The sequence below is a fragment of the Candidatus Saccharibacteria bacterium oral taxon 488 genome, from assembly GCA_010202845.1.
In the GTDB taxonomy this organism is placed as follows: Bacteria; Patescibacteriota; Saccharimonadia; order Saccharimonadales; family Saccharimonadaceae; genus Nanosynbacter.
Genome location: CP047921.1, coordinates 577,601 through 600,398 on the forward strand (window position 1 = coordinate 577,601; position 22,798 = coordinate 600,398).

Consider the following 22,798-nt stretch of genomic DNA (forward strand, 5'->3'; position numbering starts at 1 on the left):
AGGAAAATCTAATAACTTAGCAGTCGCGGCGAATGGAGCGTCACCATCTGCGGCAGACCGTACATACTCATTCCTGAACCAAGTGATAACCCACCGCGGTTCCAACCGATAGCCGCCGCCGTTGCCGCATCGGTTGCCGCATTTGGTGCGTCTGGTCGCTCAATGTAGCTAATCTTGTTGGCCCCACGATCCGCTACGTACACTCGACCATCTGGGCCGCGCAAAACTTGTCCACCGCCATCACCGCCAAGTCCTTTCCAGTCAGGGTGATTTGGCGTTGATGAGTTAGGGAGCGAATCAGATATTACACAATCCCTGAAATGCTCGCAGCCGGTAAACCCGATAAACCGCTCACTTGTTTTGATAGCACTACTATTGCGACTAGTAATGTCATACCGGAACAGTTCACCGGTATATATTTTTGACACATAGACATGACTACCATTAGGCGAGAAATCAGCTGCATACCCTAGGCTATTATCAAGTGGATCATTGTTATATACACCGACCGACCAATGAGCAATTGGCGTCATGTTAGTGTCAGCCCCAGATATATCAAATACGTGTAATACTCCAGCGTTACCATTACGATTTGGACAGACACTACCCCCCATAAACACCAGCATTTTGGTGGCCTCGTTGTTAAAGTTAATCGAGCCGAATCCCGTTCGCGAAGGACTTGATGGATTTGGTTGCACGATACACGGCTGAGCCGGACCAGACGGCACATTATACACTGCTGCATTTGGCGTCTGAATAGTCGCTCCGTTGTCGGTCGAGAAAATATTGAAGGCATAGACTTGATTCGGCGAACCCGGCCGATAGGTATATACCACCGCACCATTTCCCGCATTATTCGGCACGGCATTCATCGCCTCGCCAGAATAGTTGCGCGAAAAACTGCCCGCCATGCCAATGGACATGTTCTTTTTCGTCACTCGTCCGAGTGGATCATTGGTAAAATCAACGACGTGGTAGTATAACGTACCGAATTTTGCCCGCTCACGACCATTTGCCGAGTTTGATACTACGAGATATTTAGACTCTTCCTTATTGATCGGGAAAGCAACCACTGCCTGCGTACCAGTACGTGAACCGCACAATCCCTGTGGTGATTCACTATAGTATGCTGTTTGACCATCGTCACATGTTGGATTGCCATCGGGAGCCGAGCTATCAACCTGCATAATATTCCGTGCCGAGTTCCAGATACGAAGTCCGTCAGAGTAGAATTTCAAATTACCATTACGATCGGAAATCGTTGTTAAACCCTCATGGGACGGGCCACTTGAGTGTGTTGGATGAGGGTGTGGAGTCGGTTTATTTGACCCGCCCGCACCGAAATCGAGACAGACTGAGCCACCGATACACCACCAGCGCTTACTGGCGCGCGTCCCCTTAAAATCAACTTCCGGGATAGCTTGCTGGCGTGAATTGTAAATATAGGTCTTATACGGGCGGCCATCAGATTTTCGAATCAACTCAAGGTAGCCCTTGACATCAGCACGCCGCGGGTTAGTTGTTGAGGTGTATTCACCAATAAAATACGAACGTAATTTGTCATTACGAAATACGTCAATCGCTGTACCATTGCCGCGGCAATCAGTACCTGGACGCACGCCCGAGGCAATGGCACTGTCATGGCCACGACTGATACATTCATTCATCCGCACCACGCCGGCCTCAGCCGCTTCGCGCGCCAGCTGATTATAATACTGCTCCATCAAGGCATTAGCTGCTGCCGACGCCAGCTGGAGACCAGCCAACAAAATCAGCAACAGCATAATGCTCGCTACAAGGACGGTCGGCAAGACGAACCCACCGTCCTTATCCCACCCAGACGCTTTGTTAGTCACATCCAACTCCGTACTTATCGCACATTGTCGAACGGATGTTGCGCTGCACATTGGTTCTAGTGTATGTCGACCCAGTATCGTGTACCTGGACGGCTGCCGTGATCGCCCCGGCAACCAGTACCGCTCCGGCTGCACCCAGCAAAATCAGAGACATTGTCTTAGATGTGTTACGGCCAGAAATAATCCCCTTGAGCATCCACAACGTCACGCCGATTACCCCTAATGCCAAGAGATATGGCACAAACTCGGCGAGATATAGCGCACCATACACCCTATCGGCACTGCCCGCACCGATAAATAGTAGTGAACTAATGAGAACTGTTATTATTTTTGCTACAAGCACTATTGCTGGAATTATTAATGCACCAAATGCGCCGTATGTTACTACTTTATACGCTGTCCGGCTAGTGTAGTTGTCGCGGTCCGAGATAGCCCGCGAGACACGACCAAATGTAATAAGCGCAACGACTGCAAATAGTGTCGCCAACACACCCGCCATGACGATACCCGTCCCTGGTGTCACCATATTTATTGACAGTATGTCAGCCAACCAGCCACCAATCGAAGTCGAAGTCGTTGTCGTTGCACCATTAGCCTTCACCCAAGCGCCAAACAACGCCACCAATACCTGCGCAAATAACAACGCCGAAACGACTGTTGATACCATCGCCAGCAGATACTCAAATGTCAGCCACTTTGCCTTGCCGCGATTTGGATCAACTGTAGCCTGAGGGTAGTATGCTGTTGGCTGCGATGCATACTGTGGAGCTGGCGGAACATCTGTGTCCTGTGCCGGCTGCACCATCTCTGGTGTTGATGTTATTTTCTTTTGTGTCATAATTATTACCTCCGCTTATGCTACCCTCATTCTACATGGTCTGGCGAATTTCTGCAATCAAATCACGCAGCTCCGCGGCTTTTTCAAACTCCAGGTTGGCGCTATGCAGCTCCATTTGACCAGTCAACTCCTTGATCAGCGTCGGATATTCGTCCTTTGGAATCTTCTTCAAATCAAGTTTTGGCTTTTTGTCCGATTCTTTTTGCGGGATGATAGAACGCAAGCCATCGTCAATCTTCTTTTGAATAGTTTGCGGCGTGATGCCATGCTCTTCGTCATATTGCTGCTGGATCGCACGCCGACGATTCGTCTCATCAATCGCTCGCCGCATACTGTCAGTCACATTGTCGCCGTACATCAGCACTCGCCCATCCACATGCCGCGCCGCCCGGCCAATCGTCTGAATCAGTGCCTGCTCACTACGAAGGAACCCTTCTTTATCAGCGTCCATAATCGCCACCAAACTGACTTCTGGCAGATCCAGCCCCTCGCGCAGCAAATTGATACCAACCAAGACGTCGTACGTTCCCAGTCGCAGATCCTTCAAAATATCGCCGCGTTCCAGCGTGTCAATTTCACTGTGTAGATACGCCGTTTTCACGCCATTGTCCGTCAAATAAGCGCTCAAATCCTCGGCCATGCGCTTGGTCAAGGTGGTCACCAGTACGCGGTGGCCCTTGGCGATGGTCTGGCGAATCTCCTCCATCAAATCATCAACCTGCCCGTCAGTCGGCCGCACCTCAATCGGCGGATCAAGCAGCCCCGTCGGCCGAATCAACTGTTCAGCCGGCTTTGGCGAGTGAGCCAGTTCATAGTCGCCCGGCGTAGCAGAAACATAAATCGCCTGATGAATATGCTGATCAAATTCATCAAACCTCAGTGGACGATTATCCAGCGCACTCGGCAAACGAAAACCATGTTCCACCAACACTTCCTTGCGCGCCCGGTCGCCGTTATACATGCCGCGGACTTGGGGCAAGGTCATATGCGACTCATCGACCAGTAGCAGCCAATCATCGGGAAAATAATCAATCAACGTTGCCGGCTGCTCGCCTGACTCGCGGTCAGTCAGATAGCGCGAATAATTCTCAATGCCTTTGACAAAGCCAGTTTCTTTCAGCATCTCCAGGTCATATTTAGTGCGCTGAGCTAGGCGCTGTGCCTCCAGTAATTTGTCGTGCGACTCAAACCATTTCAGCCGCTCGTCAAATTCTTTTTCGATGCCAGTGATGGCTTTTTCAATTCGTTCACGCGGCGTCGAATAGTGGCTAGACGGGAAAATCGTCAGGCTAGCTGGCTGATCCAAAATCTCGCCAGTCAGCGGATCGATTCGCGTGAGTCTCTCAACTTCATCGCCAAAAAACTCCACTCGCACCGCCGTGTCCTGCCCAGCCGGGAAAATATCCACCACGTCGCCACGCACCCTGAAAGTACCGCGCACGAAATCAACATCATTGCGCTTATACTGAATATCAGTCAGCAAGCGAATAAACTTATCCTGCACCCGCCGCTCGCCGACCGTCAATTGGATCGCCATATCAGCATACGTCTCCGGCGAGCCAATGCCGTAAATACAAGACACGCTCGCCACGATAATAACGTCGCGCCGCGTCAGCAGCGCCGAGGTCGCCGCATGCCGCAGCCGATCGATTTCATCATTAATTTTTGAGTCTTTCTCAATGTAGGTGTCGCTACTGGCGATGTAGGCTTCTGGCTGATAATAATCAAAATAACTGACAAAATAATGCACTTCATTGTCCGGAAAAAACTCCTTAAACTCAGAAAATAACTGCGCCGCCAAGGTTTTGTTATGTGCCAACACCAGCGTCGGCACATTGGCTCGGGCAATAATATTTGCCATAGTAAAGGTTTTGCCTGACCCCGTCACGCCCAATAGAGTCTGCTCGCGCTCGCCCCGCTCCAAACCATCCACCAACTGAGCAATCGCCGTCGGCTGGTCGCCGGTCGGCTGATACCTGGAAACGAGATTAAATTGATTCACATTTCCTATTGTAGCATCGTTGACAAATACCGATTGTTCATGATATAGTTAACAAGTTATCAGCGATAAAACAAAAAGGGCACTTCAATGACTCCACAACATACATGTATTCCGCGTGATGTACAGCTACAAGCTGCAATGTTCCGCCTCGGCAAGATGGAAGACGAAATCCAGAGCGGCTACGAAATTCTCCGAAAATATCAGAAAACAATAACCATCTTTGGCTCGGCGCGCACCGATCCAAATAGTGCTTATTATCACGCTGCAAAAGAAACAGCTGAACGGCTAGCCAAGCTCGGTTACGCCATCGTTTCCGGCGGCGGACACGGCATTATGGGCGCTGCCAATGAAGGCGCCAACAAGGCCGTCCAGGAGGGCGCGCGGGCTGCTGGCGGCGAGTCAATTGCCTTCAACATCCGGCTGCCGCATGAACAGGAAGTCAATAAGTATACTACCGAGGTGTTTGAGTTTCAGCACTTTGCGCCGCGGAAGATTGTCATGACCATGTTTGCCAATGCCTATATTTACTTCCCGGGCGGCTTCGGTACGTTGGATGAGCTGGCGGAAATATTAACGCTAATCCAGACTGAAAAAGCCAACCGTGCACCGGTGATCTTGTTCGACACAGCGTTTTGGAGCGATTTGGACGCCTTTTTCCGCAACCATATGTTGGCCGAAGGAGCTATCGTCGAGAAAGACCTGGATATTTATACTATCACCGATAGCGTTGACGAGATCATTGATCTGGTACAAGCAAATAAGACTTATTGCTGATCACCTATCGTGTCAATTCAGACTTTTTGGGATTTCTTCAGGGTATTTGCGTTTTGCTGGGACTTTTTATGAGGTTTTTTACTAGCAGATTTTTTAGATTTTACGGGCACGGCAGCTGACTTGCGGCGTTTTGGTTTAGCGTTGGCTACTGGTAACTGGAACGGCGACGCGGACTTGACTGGCTCACTGACGGCCGAGGCAACATAGCAAATCCCGCCCTCGCAGACGACGCGCTCAACAGTCGGCGTATGCGTGCGCGGATGGGCTGAAAAACGACGGGTTATTTCATAGCCAAGCCCGCGCTTACCAGATTCGATACGATGTTGACCGTATGGTAATTGATGATGATAATTTTCGACGATATCCACCGGATGAAATGAGATAACCTGCCCGTCAAAATCCATCATCACCCAGTCGCTAGCTCTCGCCCAGGCTGTCTGATCAATCCGCGGCGCAGCAGCCATTAGCGCCTGATACACTTCTCTGCCCGTCGTGTCCGCCGGATCAAGCCCAAGCGCACGGATAATTGAATGAGCCCGAGCTAAAATCTCAGTAATCAACCTCGCATCGCTATCATCGCCGGCCATTCGTCTGAGCTCACTCACGGCAACTCGTGTCCGCACTGAATCACCCAATAATTTTGTTAAGTTTCTTGACATTAAAACTCCTTTTCGCTTAGTGGCATGGCATGTAGTCGCGCACCTTGATATAAGATACCGGTTTTAGCACCAATATGATTGACGACCGAGCTTGAATTTGCGCTGGCAAATACTACTGCGTCCTTCAGCTGGGCGCCATGAGCCCACTGACTCAAAAAGCCACTGGCAAATGCATCACCTGCGCCAGTCCGATCAATTGCTGGCACATCCTCGTACATCGCTGCTCTGACAATCGTTACGCCATCAGATACCATCGAGCCATTCACGCCGTCTGTCAGCAACACCACCGGCACGAGATCTTTCGCTCGCCGCACCAGCTGTTCCAGATCATCACCCGGCACTAACTGTTGCATCTCTTCTTTATTCAGCGCCAATACCTCCACATCACCTAGCAGTCCCATTAACTTCTCGCGCTGTGCTAGCTCTCGCTTGCCTGGATTAAAGCAAATTTTCATACCAGCTGCTCGCGCCTCACGAAATACCTTATCCAAGACCGTCATCTGACCCGCCAGCGTCGACACATATAGCCAATCAGCCGCAATATCCGCCACGGTAAAATCAGCCGCGTGATAATGCGTTGATGCGCCGCGATACGTCAAAATTGTCCGCTCACCGTTTGGCGCCAATAACAATACCGAGTAGCCCGTATTGTATTTTTGAGAAAATCGAACATACCGCGTATCAACATTCTCGGCGTCCAGATCATCCAACACCGCTTGGCCAGCCGGATCACGGCCGACAACGCCCAAAAACATCACTTCGTGGCCCTGCCTGGCAAAGGTTACCGCGGCATTCGTCGCACCACCACCTGTCGAAAAATGGATCTGGTTGACGTCGGCCTTGGCACCAAGTTCTAACTTAGCAAAACAACGTTCTGGACTATCGCATACCGGAGCCAAGGCGTCTGACTGGCTTAAAAAAACATCCTGCACGCCTGCACCGACAGTAATAATTTTCGCCATTACACCACCGCCTTTCCGGCTGAATCGAAGGCTTGAATTTTCGTCTCAACCACCTCCTGAACGGCCATGTACACTGGTGGCATTAGTTTGACGATGGCGTATTCGTTTGGATTTTCACGTAAGGTTTTTTCCAGCGTCGTGCGGAAAGTGTAGCGCATGTCGGAGTTGATGTTGATTTTGGAGACGCCAATTTTTGCTGCGTCCTCAAAATAATGCAGCGGCGTACCTGATCCGCCATGAAGCGAAATCTGGCAATGAAGCGCCTCGCGGATGCGCGCTAATAATTCCAAATCCAGCACTTTCGGCACCGGATACAACCCGTGCAAATTCCCCACTGCCGCCGCAAAGGTGTCAATTCCCGTCGCTTCAACAAATGCCCGCGCGCCATCCGGCGTGGAAAAGGTTTTCTTAATTTCTTCATAATCAATCGCCTCGGTATGTACGTTTGATGAACCCCAAAAATAATGCGGCTCGGCTTCCACCAACGCGCCGGTGAACTTGGCGTACTCGACAACTTCGCGGGTTTTGGCGATGATTTCCTCATCCGAGGCATCGTGATTTGCCTGGGAAATATCGATATGCACAAACTCATAACCCGCGTCAATCGCCCGCTTGCAGCCCTCCACCGTCGGCCCATGATCTAAGTTCAAATAAATCTCGATGCCGTATTCAGCCTTATAATTATCCACCAAATCGCGCACGTTCTCCAGCCCCATGGCCTTAACCTCGGCGTCTGATACTTCCACCAGCACTGGCGATTGGAGCTTCTGCGCCGCCCGCGCCACTGCGATCAGCGTTTCTTGATTATCAATATTAAACGCCCCGACCGCAAAATGTTGCGCTCGTGTCCGCTGCATCAAATGGCGCGCATGCGTGGTATTGCGCCGAATGTCAGAAATTGTCAGTCCCATATACCCTTTTATCCCTTATGCTACTTATGGTTATTATAGCAGCGGTGACGGAAAATGAAAAGAGGCGAAGGGGTTTTACAATTTATTTTTGTACGGTTTTCGTCAAAATGCTGGTCTTATCTTTTGGCTCATCATGGGGTCAATCCTCATGAGGGAACTCGGTATTTTCACTTATGCAGCAGCATGGGAGATCGCGACACTTGTGACAATTTCCTGTATAGCTGTGGACGCTCGAGAAATTCCCTGGCGTCTGCGCAAGCCTAAATAAATGATAGGTTATCTTTTACGTGCCGGACAACTGCTTCGACATCTAGTCCATGCTTCTGCCATAATTCAGCTACCGAGCCGCTTTCGCCGAACTGGTCGCGGACGCCGATACGCTTTATTTTGACTGGCAATTTCTCGCCGAGTACTTCCGCCACCGCGCTACCAAATCCGCCGGCAATTTGCCCTTCTTCTGCTGTCACCACACGGCCGCATTTTTGGGCGGCGGCAACGACCGCTGCTTCGTCCAGCGGCTTGATAGTGTTAAAATGCACGACTTCTGCCTGAATGCCGGCGTACGCCAATTGTTCTGCCACCATGAGGAGTTGATACGTCATCGTGCCAGTACCGAGTAACGCCACATCAGTGCCTTGGCGCAGTACGGACGCTCGGCCTATGGCCACCTCACCATCCAAAAACAGCGGCATGTCAGCTCGCGGCAACCGCACATAATTTGGCCGTGGATCAGCCGCCATCACTGCTGCCATCATTTCGGCCTCGTAGGCATCACCTGGTGCCAAGACCACCATGTTTGGTAAACTCCGCATCAGTGCGATGTCCTCCAGCATTTGGTGCGTCGCGCCATCCGCACCAACATTCAGCCCGGCATGTGAACCGACCAGCTTGACCAGCTGATTATTCAGACAAATTGTCGTCCGAATTTGCTCCCAATTACGCCCCGGACTAAACGCCGCGTAGCTAGCCGCAAACGAGATATTACCCATCGCTGCTAGTCCTGACGCCACTGTCACCAGATTTTGCTCCGCCACACCAACCTCAATGAACCGCGGCGCACCGATTCGCTCGGCAAATTCGCCAAAGCCAACACTTCCTGCCAAGTCAGCGCTTAGCGCCACAACCTGACTATTGTTCATTGCTGTGTGAACTAGCCCATGGCCAAAACTAAGCCGCATCGACGCGGTATTTCCCGCGCGCCAATCGTCCCGCAACATGCTCATACGCCCACCCCTTCTTCCGGCTGTTTCTTAGCCAGTAAACCCAATTGTGTCAGCGCCGCGGCGGCCTGCTCGGCATTTGGCGCCTTGCCGTGCCATCGATAATCGCCCTCCATAAAATCAACGCCGCGCCCAGGTACCGTATGCGCGATAATCACGCTCGGTTGCTCGCGTACTGCCTGTGCTGCTTCAATTGCCGCGATAATTCGCGCCACGTCATGCCCGTCGATTTCCTGCACCTGCCAACCGAAACTGCGCCACTTCTCACCCAAATCATTCAGCGGCATGACTTTTTCTGTATCGCCGCCAATTTGAATAGTATTACGATCAACGATAGTGATTAGCCGGCCTAATTTATACTTGGCTGCAAACATCGCCGCCTCCCAAATATTGCCTTCATTAAGTTCACCGTCACCTAAACTACAATATATGAAGCGTTCCGAATTCTGTAAATACTGCAAATGATATGCCATGCCAGCAGCCTGACTGAGACCGCAGCCAAGCGGCCCGCTCGTCGTCTCTAGCCCTGGTAATTTTACCCGCTCCGGATGCCCTTGTAGCCGCGAGCCAAACTGCCGCAAACTCATTAACTCTGATTCCGATAAAAATCCGCGCATCGCCATCGCCGCGTATAGCAGTGGTGCATAATGGCCGTTACTCATGACGAACAGATCGCGATCAGGCCAATCCGGCTCTTCTGGCCGCAATCTAAGAATCCGAAAATACAGCACCGCCATCACATCAGCAAACCCCAGCGGTCCCGCCACATGACCACTACCAGCAGCCGTCACTTGGCGAATAATCAGCTGCCGTAACTCTTGCGCCTTCTTTTCTAGCTGGCCAGTCGTGAGTTGGCTCATGGTAAACTACCCGAGCACACCCGTCTTGCTAATTTCCTGCTGGAGTTTAGCGAACATTGCTGGTGGATCAGTTGCTTTTTGGATTGTCCCGCCAACGTTCAGGACGTTCACGCCGCCCTGAACAAGGCTATAAGCATTGTCAACCATCACACCACCATCCCAACCAATTTCAACATTCGGATTAATCATCTTGACGAGCCGAATTTTTTCCAGCTGCATCAGGCTGGCTGTTCCGCCAAACTTACCTAGCTCACCGCTGAAAATCAGGACATGCTCTGCCTCTTTGATAAGCTCTTCGACGGTTTGCGGCACTGTTGGCTTGAGCAGTGCTAGCCCAGCCATAATACCCGAGCGCTTAATTTCTTTGAGTGCCCCCAACACGTCGCCTTCGGCCTCGGCATGAATAATAATCAAATGCGGCCTCAGTGCGATTAACTTCGGTACATACTCATCTAGTTTGTTCACCATGGCGTGAATATCAATCGTCCAACCTTCTGGTGCCCATAATTCTGGGATGCTGACCGTAAAGGTCGGCGCAAATTCACCATCAGTCAAATCGATATGCACCCGCTCAGCAAAGCCGGTAATTCTATCGACTTGCTCTTTGTATTGCTGGGCATTTTCTGCCAAAATTGCCGGGGCGATAACACTACTCATACGATCTCATCCAGTTGCGCATTACGCCGATTATACCGCGGGGCATCCGCGTATGCAGTATTGAGCCACGTTTCAACAATGCCCTTCCAGGCAGCTTCGTTATCCTCGAGGACCCTAGCCGGCAGGCATAATACATTCGAATTATTGTCACGCCGCGTCATCCTCGCCTCATGTGCATCCCAAATAACACTGGCGCGGATCCCCTTAAAACGATTCGCCGCCATACACATACCCTGACCGCCGCCGCAAATTAAAATTGCCCGTGGATCATCCTCGCCATCACCAATCACTCGCAGCGCTGCCGCTGCCGCAAACTGTGGAAAGTCGTCATCAGGATTAAGCTCACGACCACCGACATCCTCGACTGCATAGCCACTTTTCGCCAAATACGCAAATACTTTTTCTTTCAGCGCAAACCCGCGATGATCTGAACCAAGATAAATCTTCATGGGTTTAGTATAAGCGGTTTGGGCGATATTTGCAACCAATCAAGTCCTTGGAAGCTCAACTCATTACGTCGAGCCGCAGCCAGCCAACACCTTACCCATCGCCTCTTTTTCTGCATTTGTTACCCACAGACGATATTTACGCTTGATCGCCACCTGCCGTTCAATGTACTGACAGCGAAACGGTTTGTTAGGAGGCAGCCAGGTTGCCGCGTCGCCATCGCCTTTGGCTTGGTTGGCGGGCCCATCAGCGGCCAATAAATTTAGTGGGTCATTCGCTAATTTTTCTCGTTCCTCACGTGGTAGTTGCTGTGCACCTTTCTGCCACGCATCACTTAACGCCACCACGTGATCAATTTGTACTTTCGACGAAGTCTCTGGCCCGCGCTGAAACTTGATCGTCCGGCCGGTATACGGGTCACGTAGTGTCCCGGCCAACACGCGACATTTATCATCAATTTTTGTTTCCGTTAGATCCCGTGCCAAGATCACTTCACGTACAGAACAACCACCAATTTTGCCCCAACCATCACTAAATTGTTTGCGGCTATAGCCCGTTTTGGGTGCGCGACCTTTAACCTCTAGTTTAGCTAACTCCGCCTGGGCGTTTGAGTCACCAAACAATTTCCGCTGCATGAACGGCGAAGTCGGTGCAACCCGCGGCTGTTGCAGCTGCACCGCCCACACTACTGCACCCACTACCGCCATGACGAGCAACACCATTATCTGCCGCCGTCTAATTTTCCTCGTTGTCATATCTATATTATAATGAAAGTATGAAAACAGTTCCACGCTTACTTGACAGCTTTATACCAAATCATTACACACTAACTCTCAATCTGACGCACGCCGAAGAAAAATCGTTTTCTGGCACGGTGGTTATTTCTGGCGAGTCAACCGGTGGGTCAGTTTCGCTGCACGCCAAAGATTTAACCATTCATACGGCGTTGATTGACGATCAGCCAGCTGAGTTTTCTCACGGTGAATTTGATGAGTTACGCCTATCGTGCCCAGAATTATCCAGTGGCCAGCACACCGTTCGTGTTGAGTTTTCTGGCACTATCACCGATGCTATGCACGGACTATATCCGTGCTACTTTACCCACGACGGCGTGAAAAAGCAATTGTTTGCCACCCAATTTGAATCACACCACGCCCGCGAGGTATTCCCATGCGTTGATGAGCCAGCTGCCAAAGCAACCTATGACGTCACGCTCGTCACTGCTCCGGAGTTAACCGTCCTTGGTAATATGCCCGTCACTGAATCATCCGAAAAGGATGGCACGCTGATAACAACTTTTGCCACCACGCCACGAATGAGCAGCTACCTACTTGCCTTTGTTGTCGGCGAATTACATAAGAAAACCGCTCATACCACCTCCGGCGTTGAAGTTAATATTTGGGCCACGCCAGCCCAGAGCGAGGAGACGCTGGATTTTGCGCTGGACATCGCCACGCGCTCCATTGATTTTTATGATGAATACTTTGGCGTGCCATATCCGCTGCCAAAGTCTGACCACGTGGCGCTGCCAGATTTCTCGTCGGGTGCCATGGAAAACTGGGGACTCATCACCTACCGCGAAAGTTGCTTGCTGGCTGACCCAAAATTAACACCGGAGTCGTCCAAGCGCTTCATCGCCACCGTCATCGCTCACGAACTCAGCCACCAGTGGTTTGGCAATCTAGTGACCATGCAGTGGTGGAACGATTTGTGGCTAAACGAAAGCTTCGCCAACATGATGGAATATGTAGCGGTCGACGCACTACACCCTGAGTGGCGGATGTGGGAGGATTTTGCGACGAGTGAGGTCACCACGGCGCTGCGGCGCGACAGCTTGGATGGTGTGCAACCAGTGCAGGCCGACGTTAATCATCCGGACGAGATCAGCACTTTGTTTGACCCGGCGATTGTCTATGCCAAGGGCGGACGGCTATTAGTGATGGTGCGGCGGCTGATCGGCGAGGAGGCGTTTCGCTCTGGGCTGAAGTCATATTTTGAAAAATTTGCTTACCAAAACACTGTTGGCGATGATTTGTGGCAGGAGCTAGAAACTGCCAGCGGCCAGCCGATTGTTGAATTGATGAACGCCTGGATTTCTCAGCCGGGGTTGCCGATTGTGCAAGTCGAACAAGATAATTCGGCTGAGCAACCTACTGTCACGTTAAACCAGGAACGCTTTTTCATCGGTGATCATCAACCGTCCGACGCCTTGTGGCCAATTCCGCTGTTTGCCAATCAGCCGCTTGATAATATTCTGACCGAGCGCGAGAAAACATTTACGGCAAATGGCGACGTTCGGCTAAACTGCGGACTGAACGGACATTTCGTAACGCACTACGACTCAGCAACGCGAGATCGATTGATTGAAAAGGCGGCAGAATTACCGACGTTAGATAAAATTTGCTTGTTGCAAGACATGACGTTGTTGGCGCGGTCTGGACGAGAAAGTTCGGCGGCGTTACTGCCGCTGGTACGCGTCTTTCAGCACGAAACCAATGAAAGAGTCTTTAATAAAGCTGGGACAAATTTGGTGGAATTACGCAAATTCGTCGATGACAGTGAAGCAGGACGCGCTCGGCTAAAGCAGATTTCTGTTGAATTTGCCCGCGATACATTCATGGAACTTGGCTGGGATGAGCAGGACGGCGAGTCTGATGACGATCGCGAGCGGCGCACGGCAGCGCTAGGTTTGATGTTATACGGCGAGGACTCAGCAGCGCTCACGGAAGCCAAACGACGCTTTGATGAGACTAACCCAGATGATTTACCAGCTGAAATTCGCCCGCTAATCATCAATGCCAATGTCAGATACTTCGAGACGCCAGAAATGATTGACAAGCTTTTTACGATATACCAGAATACGCCGTCAGCCGACCTGCAGGTTGATATCGCGCTAAGCTTGACATCGACGAAAAATCCAGCAACCGCCGAACGAATTTTAACAGCGATCAAGGATGCTGATATTATCCGTCCGCAAGACGCCAGCCGTTGGTTTATTTATCTGATCCGCACGCGGGAAAACCGGCAAATTGCCTGGAATTGGCTGAAAGAAAATTGGTCGTGGGTGAAAGATACCTTTGGCGGCGATAAAAGCTACGATAATTTTATCCGCTACGCCGCCAGCGCTCTGTTGACCCGCGATGAGTTAAACGATTTCACCGAATTTACCGCGCCGCTGCGCGCCGAACCAGCCCTGACGCGTACCATCGACCTGGGTATCCGCGAAATCGCCGGCAGAGTGGCGCTGATTGAGCGGGATAAGGCAGCGGTTATTGACGCACTTGACGACTAGTTAATCCCGTGTACTTTCATATTGCAGGTGACGCAGCTAGTCCATAATCACAGATTGCTTACTATTGCTTTCATCAACAGCCACCGCCAGCAGCTGCATGTCGCATCTTTCGTACTGCGGATGTTTTGCTATGAATAATTCCGCCGCAAAACGCATTTGTCGCTGTTTTTTGACAGTAATCGCCGCCAGCCCATCGCCAAAGTCATCATTCTTACGGTATTTGACCTCGGTGAAGTACAGCACATCATCTTTCATGCTAATAATATCAATTTCGCAGTACCGCGTCCGCCAGTTGCGGACGATGATCTCGTGTCCGTCCGCCACTAGCTGATCTGCTACTGCTTGCTCACCTGCATTACCAATGTCGCGAGTAGTGGATAGGCGAGCAACGGGTTCGCTATCTCCTCCGACAGAGGCCGTGGAACATTCGCGAAGAGCGGACGTTTCAGCCGAACGCTCACGAGACATCTCCGGTGGAGATGTGAGTGAAGAGTGTACTCTGGCGGAGGACGGTAGCAAACCCGCCTCCACATACTTCTGTAGCGGCGCAAAACTCAGTCGATGCAGCGGCGTCACGCCCAACCGCTCAATCGCCGCCTGGTGCTTGGCCACGCCATAGCCAGCATTTGACGCGAAGCCATACCCTGGATAGACCGCATCTTGCTCGGTCATGTACTGATCACGCGCTACTTTGGCGATGATCGACGCCGCCGACACACTGGGAATCAAACCGTCGGCCTTGGCCATCACCGTCACGTATCGCTCCAGCGCTGTATCCGCCAGAAAATTAACCGTCCCGTCAATGATAATTTCATCAAATGCCAAATTTTTCTCTTTACACTGCGCCTGAATTTGCTTGACCGCTCGCCGTGTTGCCAATCTCAGCGCCTGGCTCATGCCAAGATCATCTAGCTCCTTGGCGCTCACCCAGCCCAGCGCCCACGTAGCCGCTTGTTCGCGAATCGCTCCGTCCAGAGCCTCACGACACTTTTTAGCCAACTTTTTACTATCATCCAAGCCCTCAATCTCAGCGCCGCCCAAAATCACCGCGCCCACCACCAGCGGCCCCGCCCACGGCCCACGTCCGACCTCATCAATGCCGAGGATCATGTGCGCGTCGATCCCCGTTCGCGTCCTTTTTCGCACTCAAATTCATCATCACCCAGCCGATCCACACCGCCGCCGCACCCAGCGTATTTGCCAAAATATCCCAACTAGTATCGTCCAGCGTAATACGCGCTAGTCCTACCTTAACCATGAATAATTCCGCCAGCTCATTGATACAGCCCAGCGCCGACACCAGCGCAAACACCGAAAACGCCATTACCAGCCAGTGCGCCCGCCAGCGCATCGCCAACACTAAATATATCCACAACAGTCCCGTAAACAATCCGCCGCCCACGAAATGCGTGGTAAAACTGGTGTCTCGCCCCTCAATCAGCGGCGACGGCAAATACCATGAGATGAAAAACAACACACAGGCACAATATAACAACCAGCGATACTTCTTTTCATCAGTAAAGCCATGATGGCGCAACACATACGGCACCGCAAATGCCAAAGTCACCGGAACGAAAACGGAAATATAATGAAAGATCGACATATTGGCATTATACCATGAAAAACCGCCCCCCCAGAGAGGGCGGTCTGTATGTCTCAAATCAATTACGCTTCTTTATGGCGGGCTGCGACCTCGGCAGCCTTGGCGTCAAGTTCTGCCTGAGCAGCGTCTTTTTCAGCTTGCTTAGCAGCGGCTTCCTTAGCAGCCTCTTCTTTCAGGCGCTCCGCCTCAGCCTCAGCTTTAGCATCGTGCACATTATTGACAGCAGCACGGTCAAAGTTCTTGGCGGTCAAGCGAGCTGATTTACCAGAGCGCTTGCGTAGGAAGCTAAGGAACTTGCGGCGAACCTTGGCGCGGCGAACAATTTCGACCTTCTCAATCAGCGGACTGTGCAGCAAGAATGATTTTTCCACGCCAACACCTGATGCGATCTTACGAACCGTGATGCGCGAGGTGTGTGACTGCTTGTTGTCGGTGCGAATAACCATACCCTCAAACATCTGAATACGCTCTTTGTTACCTTCCTTAATTTTCTGGTACACACGCACGGTGTCACCACTGCGGACATCAACAACTGCTTGTTTTTTCTGCGCTTGATTGACTTTGTTGATTAGATCAAAACTCATACTGTTTTCCTCTGTTTCGGGATCTTAACAGCTGGCCATATAGTTGTATCCCTATAGCTCCACACTGAAAGACTCGATATTTAATATCACCGATACAATCAGTTACCAATTTTAGCACAATTACCCAAAGATGACAACTCCTGAAAACTTCACTAAACTGCGCTATAATTGACCGCATGGATTACAATACACTAGCACTTGAATTACACAAAAAATATAAGGGTAAAATCACCACCAGTTTGCGCGACCGGGAGGAGTTGGATCGCGATAAATTAAGCGCCTATTACAGCCCAGGCGTGGGTGCGGTCAGCCAAGCGATCGCCGAAAATCCAGCAGACCTACCAAAGTACACCTGGACAAATAATTTGGTCGGCGTGGTTTCTGACGGTTCAGCGATTTTAGGATTAGGCGATTTGGGACCAAAAGCCGCCATGCCGGTGATGGAAGGCAAGGCGCTACTGTTCAAGCATTTCGCCAATGTCGACGCCGTGCCGGTTGTCTTGGACGTTCACCAGCCAGAAGAAATTATTGCTGTGATCAAGGCAATCGCACCGAGCTTTGGGGCAATTAATCTCGAAGACATCGCTGCACCAAAATGTTTTGAGATTGAAGAGCACCTGAAAGCTGAGCTGGACATCCCCGTGTTTCATGACGACCAGCACGGTACGGCAGTCGTGGTGTTAGCAGGACTAATCAATGCTGCGAAATTGACCAGACGAAACCTGGCAGCCTGTAAATTCGTGGTCATTGGCGCAGGCGCAGCTGGTACGGCCATCATCAAACTGCTACATCTATACGGCGCAAGGAACATCGTGGCGGTAGATAGCCGCGGCATTGTTGGCTCGTCTCGCACCGATTTGAATGCTGAAAAAACTGCGCTATTAGAATACGTCGACGCTTCGCAAGCTGGCTCAATTGAAGACGCCATCACCGATGCTGACGTGTTCATTGGTGTGTCGCGCGCTGGGCTACTTACGCCTGAATTGGTACAAAAAATGGCCGATAATCCAATCATCTTTGCCCTAGCCAATCCAGTTCCAGAAATCATGCCAGACGTCGCTCGAGAGGCGGGTGTAGCAGTCATTGCCACTGGCCGCAGTGATTTTCCAAACCAAATTAATAATTCCTTGGCCTTCCCAGGCATCTTCCGCGGCGCCCTGGATCACGGTGTGAAAAAAATCACCGACCAACATAAACTGGCGGCCGCCGAAGCGCTAGCTGGACTAGTCGAAAACCCAACTGCTGAGGAAGTCATTCCTTCGCCGTTTGACGAGCGAGTAGCGCCAACCGTCGCTCGTGTTATCACATAACCCTATTCGCCACATGCTAACGATCATAATAGAAGCTGTCGGAGAGCTGGCCTCAGCGCGGCTTTTTGATATCCACTAGATAACTCGATTAACTTCCTCAAGTGTCGTCTCGCCGCGCAAAGCCGCTAGCACGCCTGCCTGTAGCAGCGTCACCATGCCATGTTTCTTGGCTGCAGCCTCAATTGCTTCAGTGTGAACGTCGGCGATATCACCTCGCAGGAATTTCTGAATTTCCTCAGTCACCACCAGCTGTTCCATCACCGGGATACGCCCCTTGTAACCAAACGGCACCTCATCGGTCGCCACGGGTCGCCACAGCTTGAACGTATCAAGATCAGGACAATCAACATGTGGTGGCAGATCCTGCATAACCTCTTTTACCCAATTGCGTGTTGCCTCATCTGGTTCATATTCTTCCTTGCTCTCATCATGTAGCCGTCGCACCAGCCGCTGAGCTATCAATAGCCGCACCGCTGAACTAAAAATTGGATTCTGCCCAATCATATCAATAATTCGACTAAATGCCGCTGACGTCGAGTTAGCATGAAAGCTTGACAGCACCAGATGCCCGGTAATCGACGCCTGAATTGCTGTCTTGGCAGTTTCCTGATCACGAATCTCACCAACCATCACCACGTCTGGGTCAAGACGTAACACGCTACGCAACCCATCATCAAACCGCTGGCCAGCCGTCGTATCAATCGGGATCTGCGTAATGCCAGGAATGGTATTTTCTACTGGGTCTTCCAGTGTAATCACTTTACGATCCGGTGTATTGAGCGCATTGAGAATGCTGTACAAAGTCGTTGACTTACCCGAACCGGTTGGCCCAACTAACAGCACCAGGCCACGCGGATGAGAAATAATCTCATCAATTTGCGCCCGTTCAGCCGCACCGATACTGAGCAAGTCTAGGTTCAGCATCGAGGTGTCAAAATTAAATAAGCGCAGCACTACGTCTTGACCATACATGGTTGGCACCGCTTCGACACGGAGGTTAAGGAGGTGTGATACCCCGTCACGATGGATTTCTTGCTGCATGTGCCCCGACTGCGGCTCATTGGACGCCGTCGAAATATTTGCTCGCGAAGCCAGTGCCGCCATGATAACTCGATAACGATCACGGCCCAGCTCCGCCACCGAGTGCAGCGCGCCATCAACGCGCATCCGCACCCGAATGGTGTCGCGCTGATTCTCAATATGAATATCCGATGCATTCAGCCGATCCGCCTGATCGATCAAATAGTTAAACACGTCGTTTGTACCGACGGTCGCCAATGTCTGGCTGACCTGCTGGAGGGTGTCACTATCGCCCTCTTTGGCGATTTCGATATTATCATAAATCACTTTTTTCGGCGGATCAAATCGCAGCATTAAGGCCCGAAAGCCCGAGGCCGATATCAGGAAGAACTTAGCAATAATACCCTGCTCGCGGTAGTTATTAGTCATCGTCGCTACTAATGATTGTGGTGTCTGTGACGTAATGCCAAATCGATATGACTGCTCGTCAGGGTTTATCGCCAGTGGCACAACGTGTCCGTTATACATCTCTTCAATCGTCAAAATATCACGAATCAGCGGAATTGTTTGTTCAAACTCACGAGCATCCAGATATTGTAGGCCTAAAATCGCCGCTCGTTTCCGGGTTGCGTCTTCATCTTGATCGCGACGTTGTTGTTGAATTCGATCTTCATCCATCAATTTTATTATAGCAAAAAGCTTATCCTTGGGCGAGTGCTATAATGATAGCATGCCAGAAATTACCCTTCTCATGCACAATATTCGCTCGACGTACAATGTCGGTGCAATTATGAGAACAGCCGAAGGCTTTGGCGTCAGGCAAATTATCTTTAGCGGCTATACGCCGTACCCCGATTTACGATTGGCCAACCCCCGGTCTATCGACCCAAGGCTGCCGCACATTACCGAAAGGTTGACCGCCCAGATTCACAAGACTGCATTAGGCGCAGAAACAATGCTGCCTTTTAGCTACGTAGCCGATATTCGTCAGTGGTTGGCGGAGAATGCCAACAGGGAACGTTTACCTGTGATTGCCCTGGAGCAATCAGCGTCGAGTACAGAGCTCAATACGTTTCGGCCACCAGCCCGCTTTGCCCTGCTCCTCGGCGAGGAGGTCCATGGCATTGAGCCGGACATTCTAGCGCGGTGCGATCACATCGTCGAAATCCCCATGCGGGGTGCCAAGGAGTCATTTAATGTCTCAGTCGCGGCCGGTATCGCACTCTACGGCCTCTGTTTTTCCTAAATATAACCCCGGGCTAGATCATAATCCCTACGGGCGTAAATGATGTCACAATTGCCATTAAAATCAGCGTCACGTACCAAATCTTGCGATTAAATTGATACTTCTCAACCGACACAACTAAAAGCAGCCCGACAATCAGTCCAACCGGCAACGCCTGGATTACTACCACGCCCAGCTCAATCGGCTGCTTCAGTCGCAACCACAATGCCGCCAGCACGACACATACCACCAACTTTACGAAAAAGGTGCTGTCATTTTCATACAGCCGCTCCCGACCTTTGCGGTTGGTGATGCTACTTGCCTTTGAGCGATTACGAGCGTACGTTCGCGATTTTTGTTTTGCCATAAGCTTTTTTATCATATCATACCATGCATACCATAGCAAAGCAGCCCCGCATGAAAGCGAGGCTGCCCTAAGTTTAGGTTATGAGAAATAAATTACCACATGTTTGTCAGATGGACCGACTTAAATCCATTCCAACCGTGACCAACTTCTGCTGAACCACTACTAAACGGCCAATTCATATTGCCGCTATTTGTATATTGCAGCAACCGTCCGTCTTTCGTCCGACCGACAATATCCGCCAGGCCATCAGTATTCATATCACCGAGCATAATGGTATCAAACCCGTTCCAGCCATGACCGATTTGACGACCGCTCTCGAACATTGTCGTCTTGTTGTCGCGTCCACGATTGAGATATGCCCACATCGTACCGTCCTGGCGTACTGCGACGATATCATCATAACCATCACCATTCAAATCACCAGCAACGATCGATCGAGCATTATTCCAACCGTGACCGATTTGACGGGCTTCATCTGACACGAAATCATACGTCCCTTCAAGCTTCTTGTAGCGCAGATAGACCTTGCCTGCCATCAAGTTACCGTTAGCATCGACATAAACATGTGAGACTGGGCTATCCTTACCGTTCAATTTAGCAAATACCGCGCCACCACGATGGTCGATGTCGCTCGCAACTGGCTTGTCAGCAAATGGCGTCGTTGCTGAACCATTGTTACGGAATACTTGAGCCTTTTGATTCTTTGAATAGGCAACGATATCAGGACGACCATCACCATCCATGTCAGCAAATGTAATGTTTGTGTATTTGTTAAAGCCCTGCCCGATCTTTGTCGAACCGCCACTAAATGGCCAACCCGGGATAGCATTGTTCTGATACAGCCACAACGAGCCATCTTTGCTCAAGCCAACTGCGTCACTGAAGACAACACCCTCGGTAGCATTCGCAACTGGTGCGCCACTCAGCACCAAGCCAAACACCGTCGCCGACAGCCCAAGCGCCGTTACCGTTTTCTTTAGTATTCCCATACGTCCCTCCACCGTCATAGACGGTATTTATTTAGTACACTCCTACCGTACTACGTTTTCTAAATAAAAGCAATCCCGCTTGTGATTATCAAGCGGGATCGTGGTAAATTCTACTGTAGGATTAGCGACCAATTACATCCGAATCTCAGCGTCAACACCAGCCGGTAAGCTCAGATTCTGCAGACTATCAATCGTTTTTGGCGTGGCATTGGTAATGTCAATGAGGCGCTTATGGGTGCGCATCTCATAGCTCTCGCCGCCCATTTTATAGACGTGCGGGCTTTTTACCACCGTGTAGGTACTGCGACGAGTTGGCAGCGGCACAGGGCCGGCCACGCTCGCGCCGGTGCGAATTGCCGTATCGATAATTTGTTTTGCTGACTGGTCGATGACTTTATGGTCGTACGCTTTCAGGCGAATACGAATCTTGATACCAGTGTCTTGAGCCATAGCTCCTCCTTTATGTGCGACTCCGTAACCTCTGCTCACGTCCGTGCCTCGCGGATGGCCGAGTTCTCGGAGTAAATTAATATTGTTTGGCAATTATATCACAATACCTGAAGTATGGCTAGTCAAGAACTACCGGATTTGCTGCCACCCACTGGCGCCACTGCGCGACATCTTCAATCGGCGGTCGATAACCCATAGCTTCACCCAACCGGCTCGCCGCCAAAATACAGGCTGCAATATAATCGGCATTAGCTTCGTGGTCAGACCGGACATATTCTTGGTATTGCTCACTAGTATAGTCCACCGGCAGAGGTACGATGGTATTATCTATCTCACCAAAAACCCGCATTACCTTTTCGTCAAGCTGGATTATGTGCCCTAACTCATGACAAAACGCTATCAACCCGACGATTTGACGACCTATTTCTGCATCCTCAAGTCGCTCACGCGGCACACCCAGTCGAGACGACATCCGTGCTATAAGATTCGGACTAGACAGCGTCTCCCTTGTACCGATGACAATCATTGGAATTTTCTCACCATTCCGTGTTTCACCCTCACCACCCCTGAAGTCACCACTGTTCTCATCAATAACAATTTGCATCTCCTCTAGTGTCCGAGCCGGAAACAAATTCAAGGCGGTCTCGTAAATATCACCTGCTAGCGAATTAATATACTCACCAAGTGTTTCAACTTTTAATTTTTGCGCTTTTTTGTGCAACAACTCTTCCATAATAATCTAACTGTAACATATAATATTTATTCCGTCAAA

23 protein-coding genes are annotated in these 22,798 nt (G+C 50.7%); 4 read left to right on the forward strand and 19 right to left on the reverse strand.

Annotated elements, in window-relative coordinates:
• Positions 1–8: 8 nt before the first annotated feature.
• From GWK78_03040 to uvrB, 3 genes are read right to left on the reverse strand one after another with little or no spacing between them, the layout of a single operon-like run.
• Positions 9–1,856, reverse strand: a complete 1,848-nt coding sequence (locus GWK78_03040; GenBank protein ID QHU93982.1) for a hypothetical protein — start codon at positions 1,854–1,856, stop codon at positions 9–11.
• On the reverse strand, positions 1,849–2,694 hold the full coding sequence (locus GWK78_03045; protein ID QHU93983.1) for a hypothetical protein: 846 nt from the start codon (positions 2,692–2,694) through the stop codon (positions 1,849–1,851). Before GWK78_03045 ends, GWK78_03040 begins: the two co-directional genes overlap by 8 nt.
• A 31-nt stretch (positions 2,695–2,725) precedes the next feature.
• On the reverse strand, positions 2,726–4,696 hold the full coding sequence (uvrB, locus tag GWK78_03050; protein QHU93984.1) for an excinuclease ABC subunit UvrB: 1,971 nt from the start codon (positions 4,694–4,696) through the stop codon (positions 2,726–2,728).
• 87 nt (positions 4,697–4,783) lie between these two features.
• Between uvrB and GWK78_03055 the strand changes: the two genes are divergently transcribed.
• Entirely contained in the window at positions 4,784–5,470 is a 687-nt protein-coding gene (locus tag GWK78_03055; protein QHU93985.1) for a TIGR00730 family Rossman fold protein, read from the forward strand.
• Between the two features lie 17 nt (positions 5,471–5,487).
• Here GWK78_03055 and GWK78_03060 read toward each other — a convergent pair whose 3' ends face one another.
• From GWK78_03060 to GWK78_03095, 8 genes are all read right to left on the reverse strand, one after another.
• Entirely contained in the window at positions 5,488–6,129 is a 642-nt protein-coding gene (locus GWK78_03060) for a hypothetical protein (protein ID QHU93986.1), read from the reverse strand.
• On the reverse strand, positions 6,129–7,091 hold the full coding sequence (locus GWK78_03065; GenBank protein ID QHU93987.1) for a hypothetical protein: 963 nt from the start codon (positions 7,089–7,091) through the stop codon (positions 6,129–6,131). Before GWK78_03065 ends, GWK78_03060 begins: the two co-directional genes overlap by 1 nt.
• Entirely contained in the window at positions 7,091–8,002 is a 912-nt protein-coding gene (locus tag GWK78_03070; protein ID QHU93988.1) for a class II fructose-bisphosphate aldolase, read from the reverse strand. The genes GWK78_03065 and GWK78_03070 overlap by 1 nt, the downstream gene beginning before the upstream one ends.
• 260 nt (positions 8,003–8,262) lie before the next feature.
• Positions 8,263–9,225 carry a transketolase family protein gene (locus GWK78_03075; GenBank protein QHU93989.1) on the reverse strand — a complete coding sequence of 321 codons (963 nt, stop codon included), beginning with the start codon at positions 9,223–9,225 and terminating at the stop codon, positions 8,263–8,265.
• Positions 9,222–10,082 (reverse strand): transketolase, encoded by an 861-nt coding sequence (locus GWK78_03080; protein QHU93990.1) that lies wholly within the window; start codon positions 10,080–10,082, stop codon positions 9,222–9,224. Before GWK78_03080 ends, GWK78_03075 begins: the two co-directional genes overlap by 4 nt.
• 6 nt (positions 10,083–10,088) lie before the next feature.
• Positions 10,089–10,739, reverse strand: a complete 651-nt coding sequence (locus tag GWK78_03085; protein ID QHU93991.1) for a hypothetical protein — start codon at positions 10,737–10,739, stop codon at positions 10,089–10,091.
• Positions 10,736–11,188, reverse strand: coding sequence for an RpiB/LacA/LacB family sugar-phosphate isomerase (locus GWK78_03090; GenBank protein QHU93992.1), 453 nt, complete (start codon positions 11,186–11,188; stop codon positions 10,736–10,738). Before GWK78_03090 ends, GWK78_03085 begins: the two co-directional genes overlap by 4 nt.
• A gap of 63 nt (positions 11,189–11,251) precedes the next feature.
• Positions 11,252–11,941 (reverse strand): DUF1524 domain-containing protein, encoded by a 690-nt coding sequence (locus tag GWK78_03095; GenBank protein QHU93993.1) that lies wholly within the window; start codon positions 11,939–11,941, stop codon positions 11,252–11,254.
• 20 nt (positions 11,942–11,961) lie between these two features.
• Here GWK78_03095 and GWK78_03100 point away from each other — a divergent pair, with 20 nt between their 5' ends.
• A complete protein-coding gene (locus tag GWK78_03100) occupies positions 11,962–14,478 on the forward strand; it encodes an aminopeptidase (protein QHU93994.1) in 2,517 nt (838 codons plus the stop codon).
• A 36-nt stretch (positions 14,479–14,514) separates the two neighbouring features.
• Here GWK78_03100 and GWK78_03105 read toward each other — a convergent pair whose 3' ends face one another.
• The 3 genes from GWK78_03105 to rplS form a co-directional block, all read right to left on the reverse strand.
• Positions 14,515–15,588 carry a ribonuclease HII gene (locus tag GWK78_03105; protein QHU93995.1) on the reverse strand — a complete coding sequence of 358 codons (1,074 nt, stop codon included), beginning with the start codon at positions 15,586–15,588 and terminating at the stop codon, positions 14,515–14,517.
• Positions 15,572–16,081: a hypothetical protein gene (locus tag GWK78_03110; GenBank protein QHU93996.1), complete on the reverse strand. Its 510-nt coding sequence runs from the start codon at positions 16,079–16,081 to the stop codon at positions 15,572–15,574. The genes GWK78_03105 and GWK78_03110 overlap by 17 nt, the downstream gene beginning before the upstream one ends.
• A 62-nt stretch (positions 16,082–16,143) precedes the next feature.
• Positions 16,144–16,665, reverse strand: a complete 522-nt coding sequence (rplS, locus tag GWK78_03115) for a 50S ribosomal protein L19 (protein ID QHU93997.1) — start codon at positions 16,663–16,665, stop codon at positions 16,144–16,146.
• A gap of 176 nt (positions 16,666–16,841) precedes the next feature.
• Here rplS and GWK78_03120 point away from each other — a divergent pair, with 176 nt between their 5' ends.
• On the forward strand, positions 16,842–17,975 hold the full coding sequence (locus GWK78_03120; GenBank protein ID QHU93998.1) for an NAD-dependent malic enzyme: 1,134 nt from the start codon (positions 16,842–16,844) through the stop codon (positions 17,973–17,975).
• Between the two features lie 75 nt (positions 17,976–18,050).
• Here GWK78_03120 and GWK78_03125 read toward each other — a convergent pair whose 3' ends face one another.
• On the reverse strand, positions 18,051–19,673 hold the full coding sequence (locus tag GWK78_03125) for a hypothetical protein (GenBank protein ID QHU93999.1): 1,623 nt from the start codon (positions 19,671–19,673) through the stop codon (positions 18,051–18,053).
• Positions 19,674–19,725: 52 nt separating this feature from the next.
• Between GWK78_03125 and GWK78_03130 the strand changes: the two genes are divergently transcribed.
• Positions 19,726–20,241, forward strand: a complete 516-nt coding sequence (locus GWK78_03130; GenBank protein QHU94000.1) for a TrmH family RNA methyltransferase — start codon at positions 19,726–19,728, stop codon at positions 20,239–20,241.
• 13 nt (positions 20,242–20,254) lie between these two features.
• Here GWK78_03130 and GWK78_03135 read toward each other — a convergent pair whose 3' ends face one another.
• The 4 genes from GWK78_03135 to GWK78_03150 form a co-directional block, all read right to left on the reverse strand.
• Positions 20,255–20,587, reverse strand: a complete 333-nt coding sequence (locus GWK78_03135) for a hypothetical protein (GenBank protein QHU94001.1) — start codon at positions 20,585–20,587, stop codon at positions 20,255–20,257.
• Positions 20,588–20,679: 92 nt separating this feature from the next.
• Entirely contained in the window at positions 20,680–21,576 is an 897-nt protein-coding gene (locus GWK78_03140; protein QHU94002.1) for a hypothetical protein, read from the reverse strand.
• Positions 21,577–21,708: 132 nt separating this feature from the next.
• The gene (gene rpsJ / locus GWK78_03145; protein ID QHU94003.1) at positions 21,709–22,026 is read right to left on the reverse strand and encodes a 30S ribosomal protein S10; all 318 of its coding nucleotides are present in this window, start codon (positions 22,024–22,026) and stop codon (positions 21,709–21,711) included.
• Between the two features lie 118 nt (positions 22,027–22,144).
• Positions 22,145–22,759 carry a hypothetical protein gene (locus tag GWK78_03150; GenBank protein QHU94004.1) on the reverse strand — a complete coding sequence of 205 codons (615 nt, stop codon included), beginning with the start codon at positions 22,757–22,759 and terminating at the stop codon, positions 22,145–22,147.
• Positions 22,760–22,798: the final 39 nt, after the last annotated feature.

Excerpts from the sequence above, each read along its gene's own strand:
- GWK78_03045 (QHU93983.1), bottom strand. The coding sequence starts at position 2,694 with ATGACACAAAAGAAAATAACATCAACACCAGAGATGGTGCAGCCGGCA.
- GWK78_03055 (QHU93985.1), top strand. The coding sequence starts at position 4,784 with ATGACTCCACAACATACATGTATTCCGCGTGATGTACAGCTACAAGCT.
- GWK78_03060 (QHU93986.1), bottom strand. The coding sequence starts at position 6,129 with ATGTCAAGAAACTTAACAAAATTATTGGGTGATTCAGTGCGGACACGA.
- GWK78_03065 (QHU93987.1), bottom strand. The coding sequence starts at position 7,091 with ATGGCGAAAATTATTACTGTCGGTGCAGGCGTGCAGGATGTTTTTTTA.
- GWK78_03070 (QHU93988.1), bottom strand. The coding sequence starts at position 8,002 with ATGGGACTGACAATTTCTGACATTCGGCGCAATACCACGCATGCGCGC.
- GWK78_03075 (QHU93989.1), bottom strand. The coding sequence starts at position 9,225 with ATGAGCATGTTGCGGGACGATTGGCGCGCGGGAAATACCGCGTCGATG.
- GWK78_03080 (QHU93990.1), bottom strand. The coding sequence starts at position 10,082 with ATGAGCCAACTCACGACTGGCCAGCTAGAAAAGAAGGCGCAAGAGTTA.
- GWK78_03085 (QHU93991.1), bottom strand. The coding sequence starts at position 10,739 with ATGAGTAGTGTTATCGCCCCGGCAATTTTGGCAGAAAATGCCCAGCAA.
- GWK78_03090 (QHU93992.1), bottom strand. The coding sequence starts at position 11,188 with ATGAAGATTTATCTTGGTTCAGATCATCGCGGGTTTGCGCTGAAAGAA.
- GWK78_03095 (QHU93993.1), bottom strand. The coding sequence starts at position 11,941 with ATGACAACGAGGAAAATTAGACGGCGGCAGATAATGGTGTTGCTCGTC.
- GWK78_03100 (QHU93994.1), top strand. The coding sequence starts at position 11,962 with ATGAAAACAGTTCCACGCTTACTTGACAGCTTTATACCAAATCATTAC.
- GWK78_03105 (QHU93995.1), bottom strand. The coding sequence starts at position 15,588 with ATGATCCTCGGCATTGATGAGGTCGGACGTGGGCCGTGGGCGGGGCCG.
- GWK78_03110 (QHU93996.1), bottom strand. The coding sequence starts at position 16,081 with ATGTCGATCTTTCATTATATTTCCGTTTTCGTTCCGGTGACTTTGGCA.
- rplS (QHU93997.1), bottom strand. The coding sequence starts at position 16,665 with ATGAGTTTTGATCTAATCAACAAAGTCAATCAAGCGCAGAAAAAACAA.
- GWK78_03120 (QHU93998.1), top strand. The coding sequence starts at position 16,842 with ATGGATTACAATACACTAGCACTTGAATTACACAAAAAATATAAGGGT.
- GWK78_03125 (QHU93999.1), bottom strand. The coding sequence starts at position 19,673 with ATGGATGAAGATCGAATTCAACAACAACGTCGCGATCAAGATGAAGAC.
- GWK78_03130 (QHU94000.1), top strand. The coding sequence starts at position 19,726 with ATGCCAGAAATTACCCTTCTCATGCACAATATTCGCTCGACGTACAAT.
- GWK78_03135 (QHU94001.1), bottom strand. The coding sequence starts at position 20,587 with ATGGCAAAACAAAAATCGCGAACGTACGCTCGTAATCGCTCAAAGGCA.
- GWK78_03140 (QHU94002.1), bottom strand. The coding sequence starts at position 21,576 with ATGGGAATACTAAAGAAAACGGTAACGGCGCTTGGGCTGTCGGCGACG.
- rpsJ (QHU94003.1), bottom strand. The coding sequence starts at position 22,026 with ATGGCTCAAGACACTGGTATCAAGATTCGTATTCGCCTGAAAGCGTAC.
- GWK78_03150 (QHU94004.1), bottom strand. The coding sequence starts at position 22,759 with ATGGAAGAGTTGTTGCACAAAAAAGCGCAAAAATTAAAAGTTGAAACA.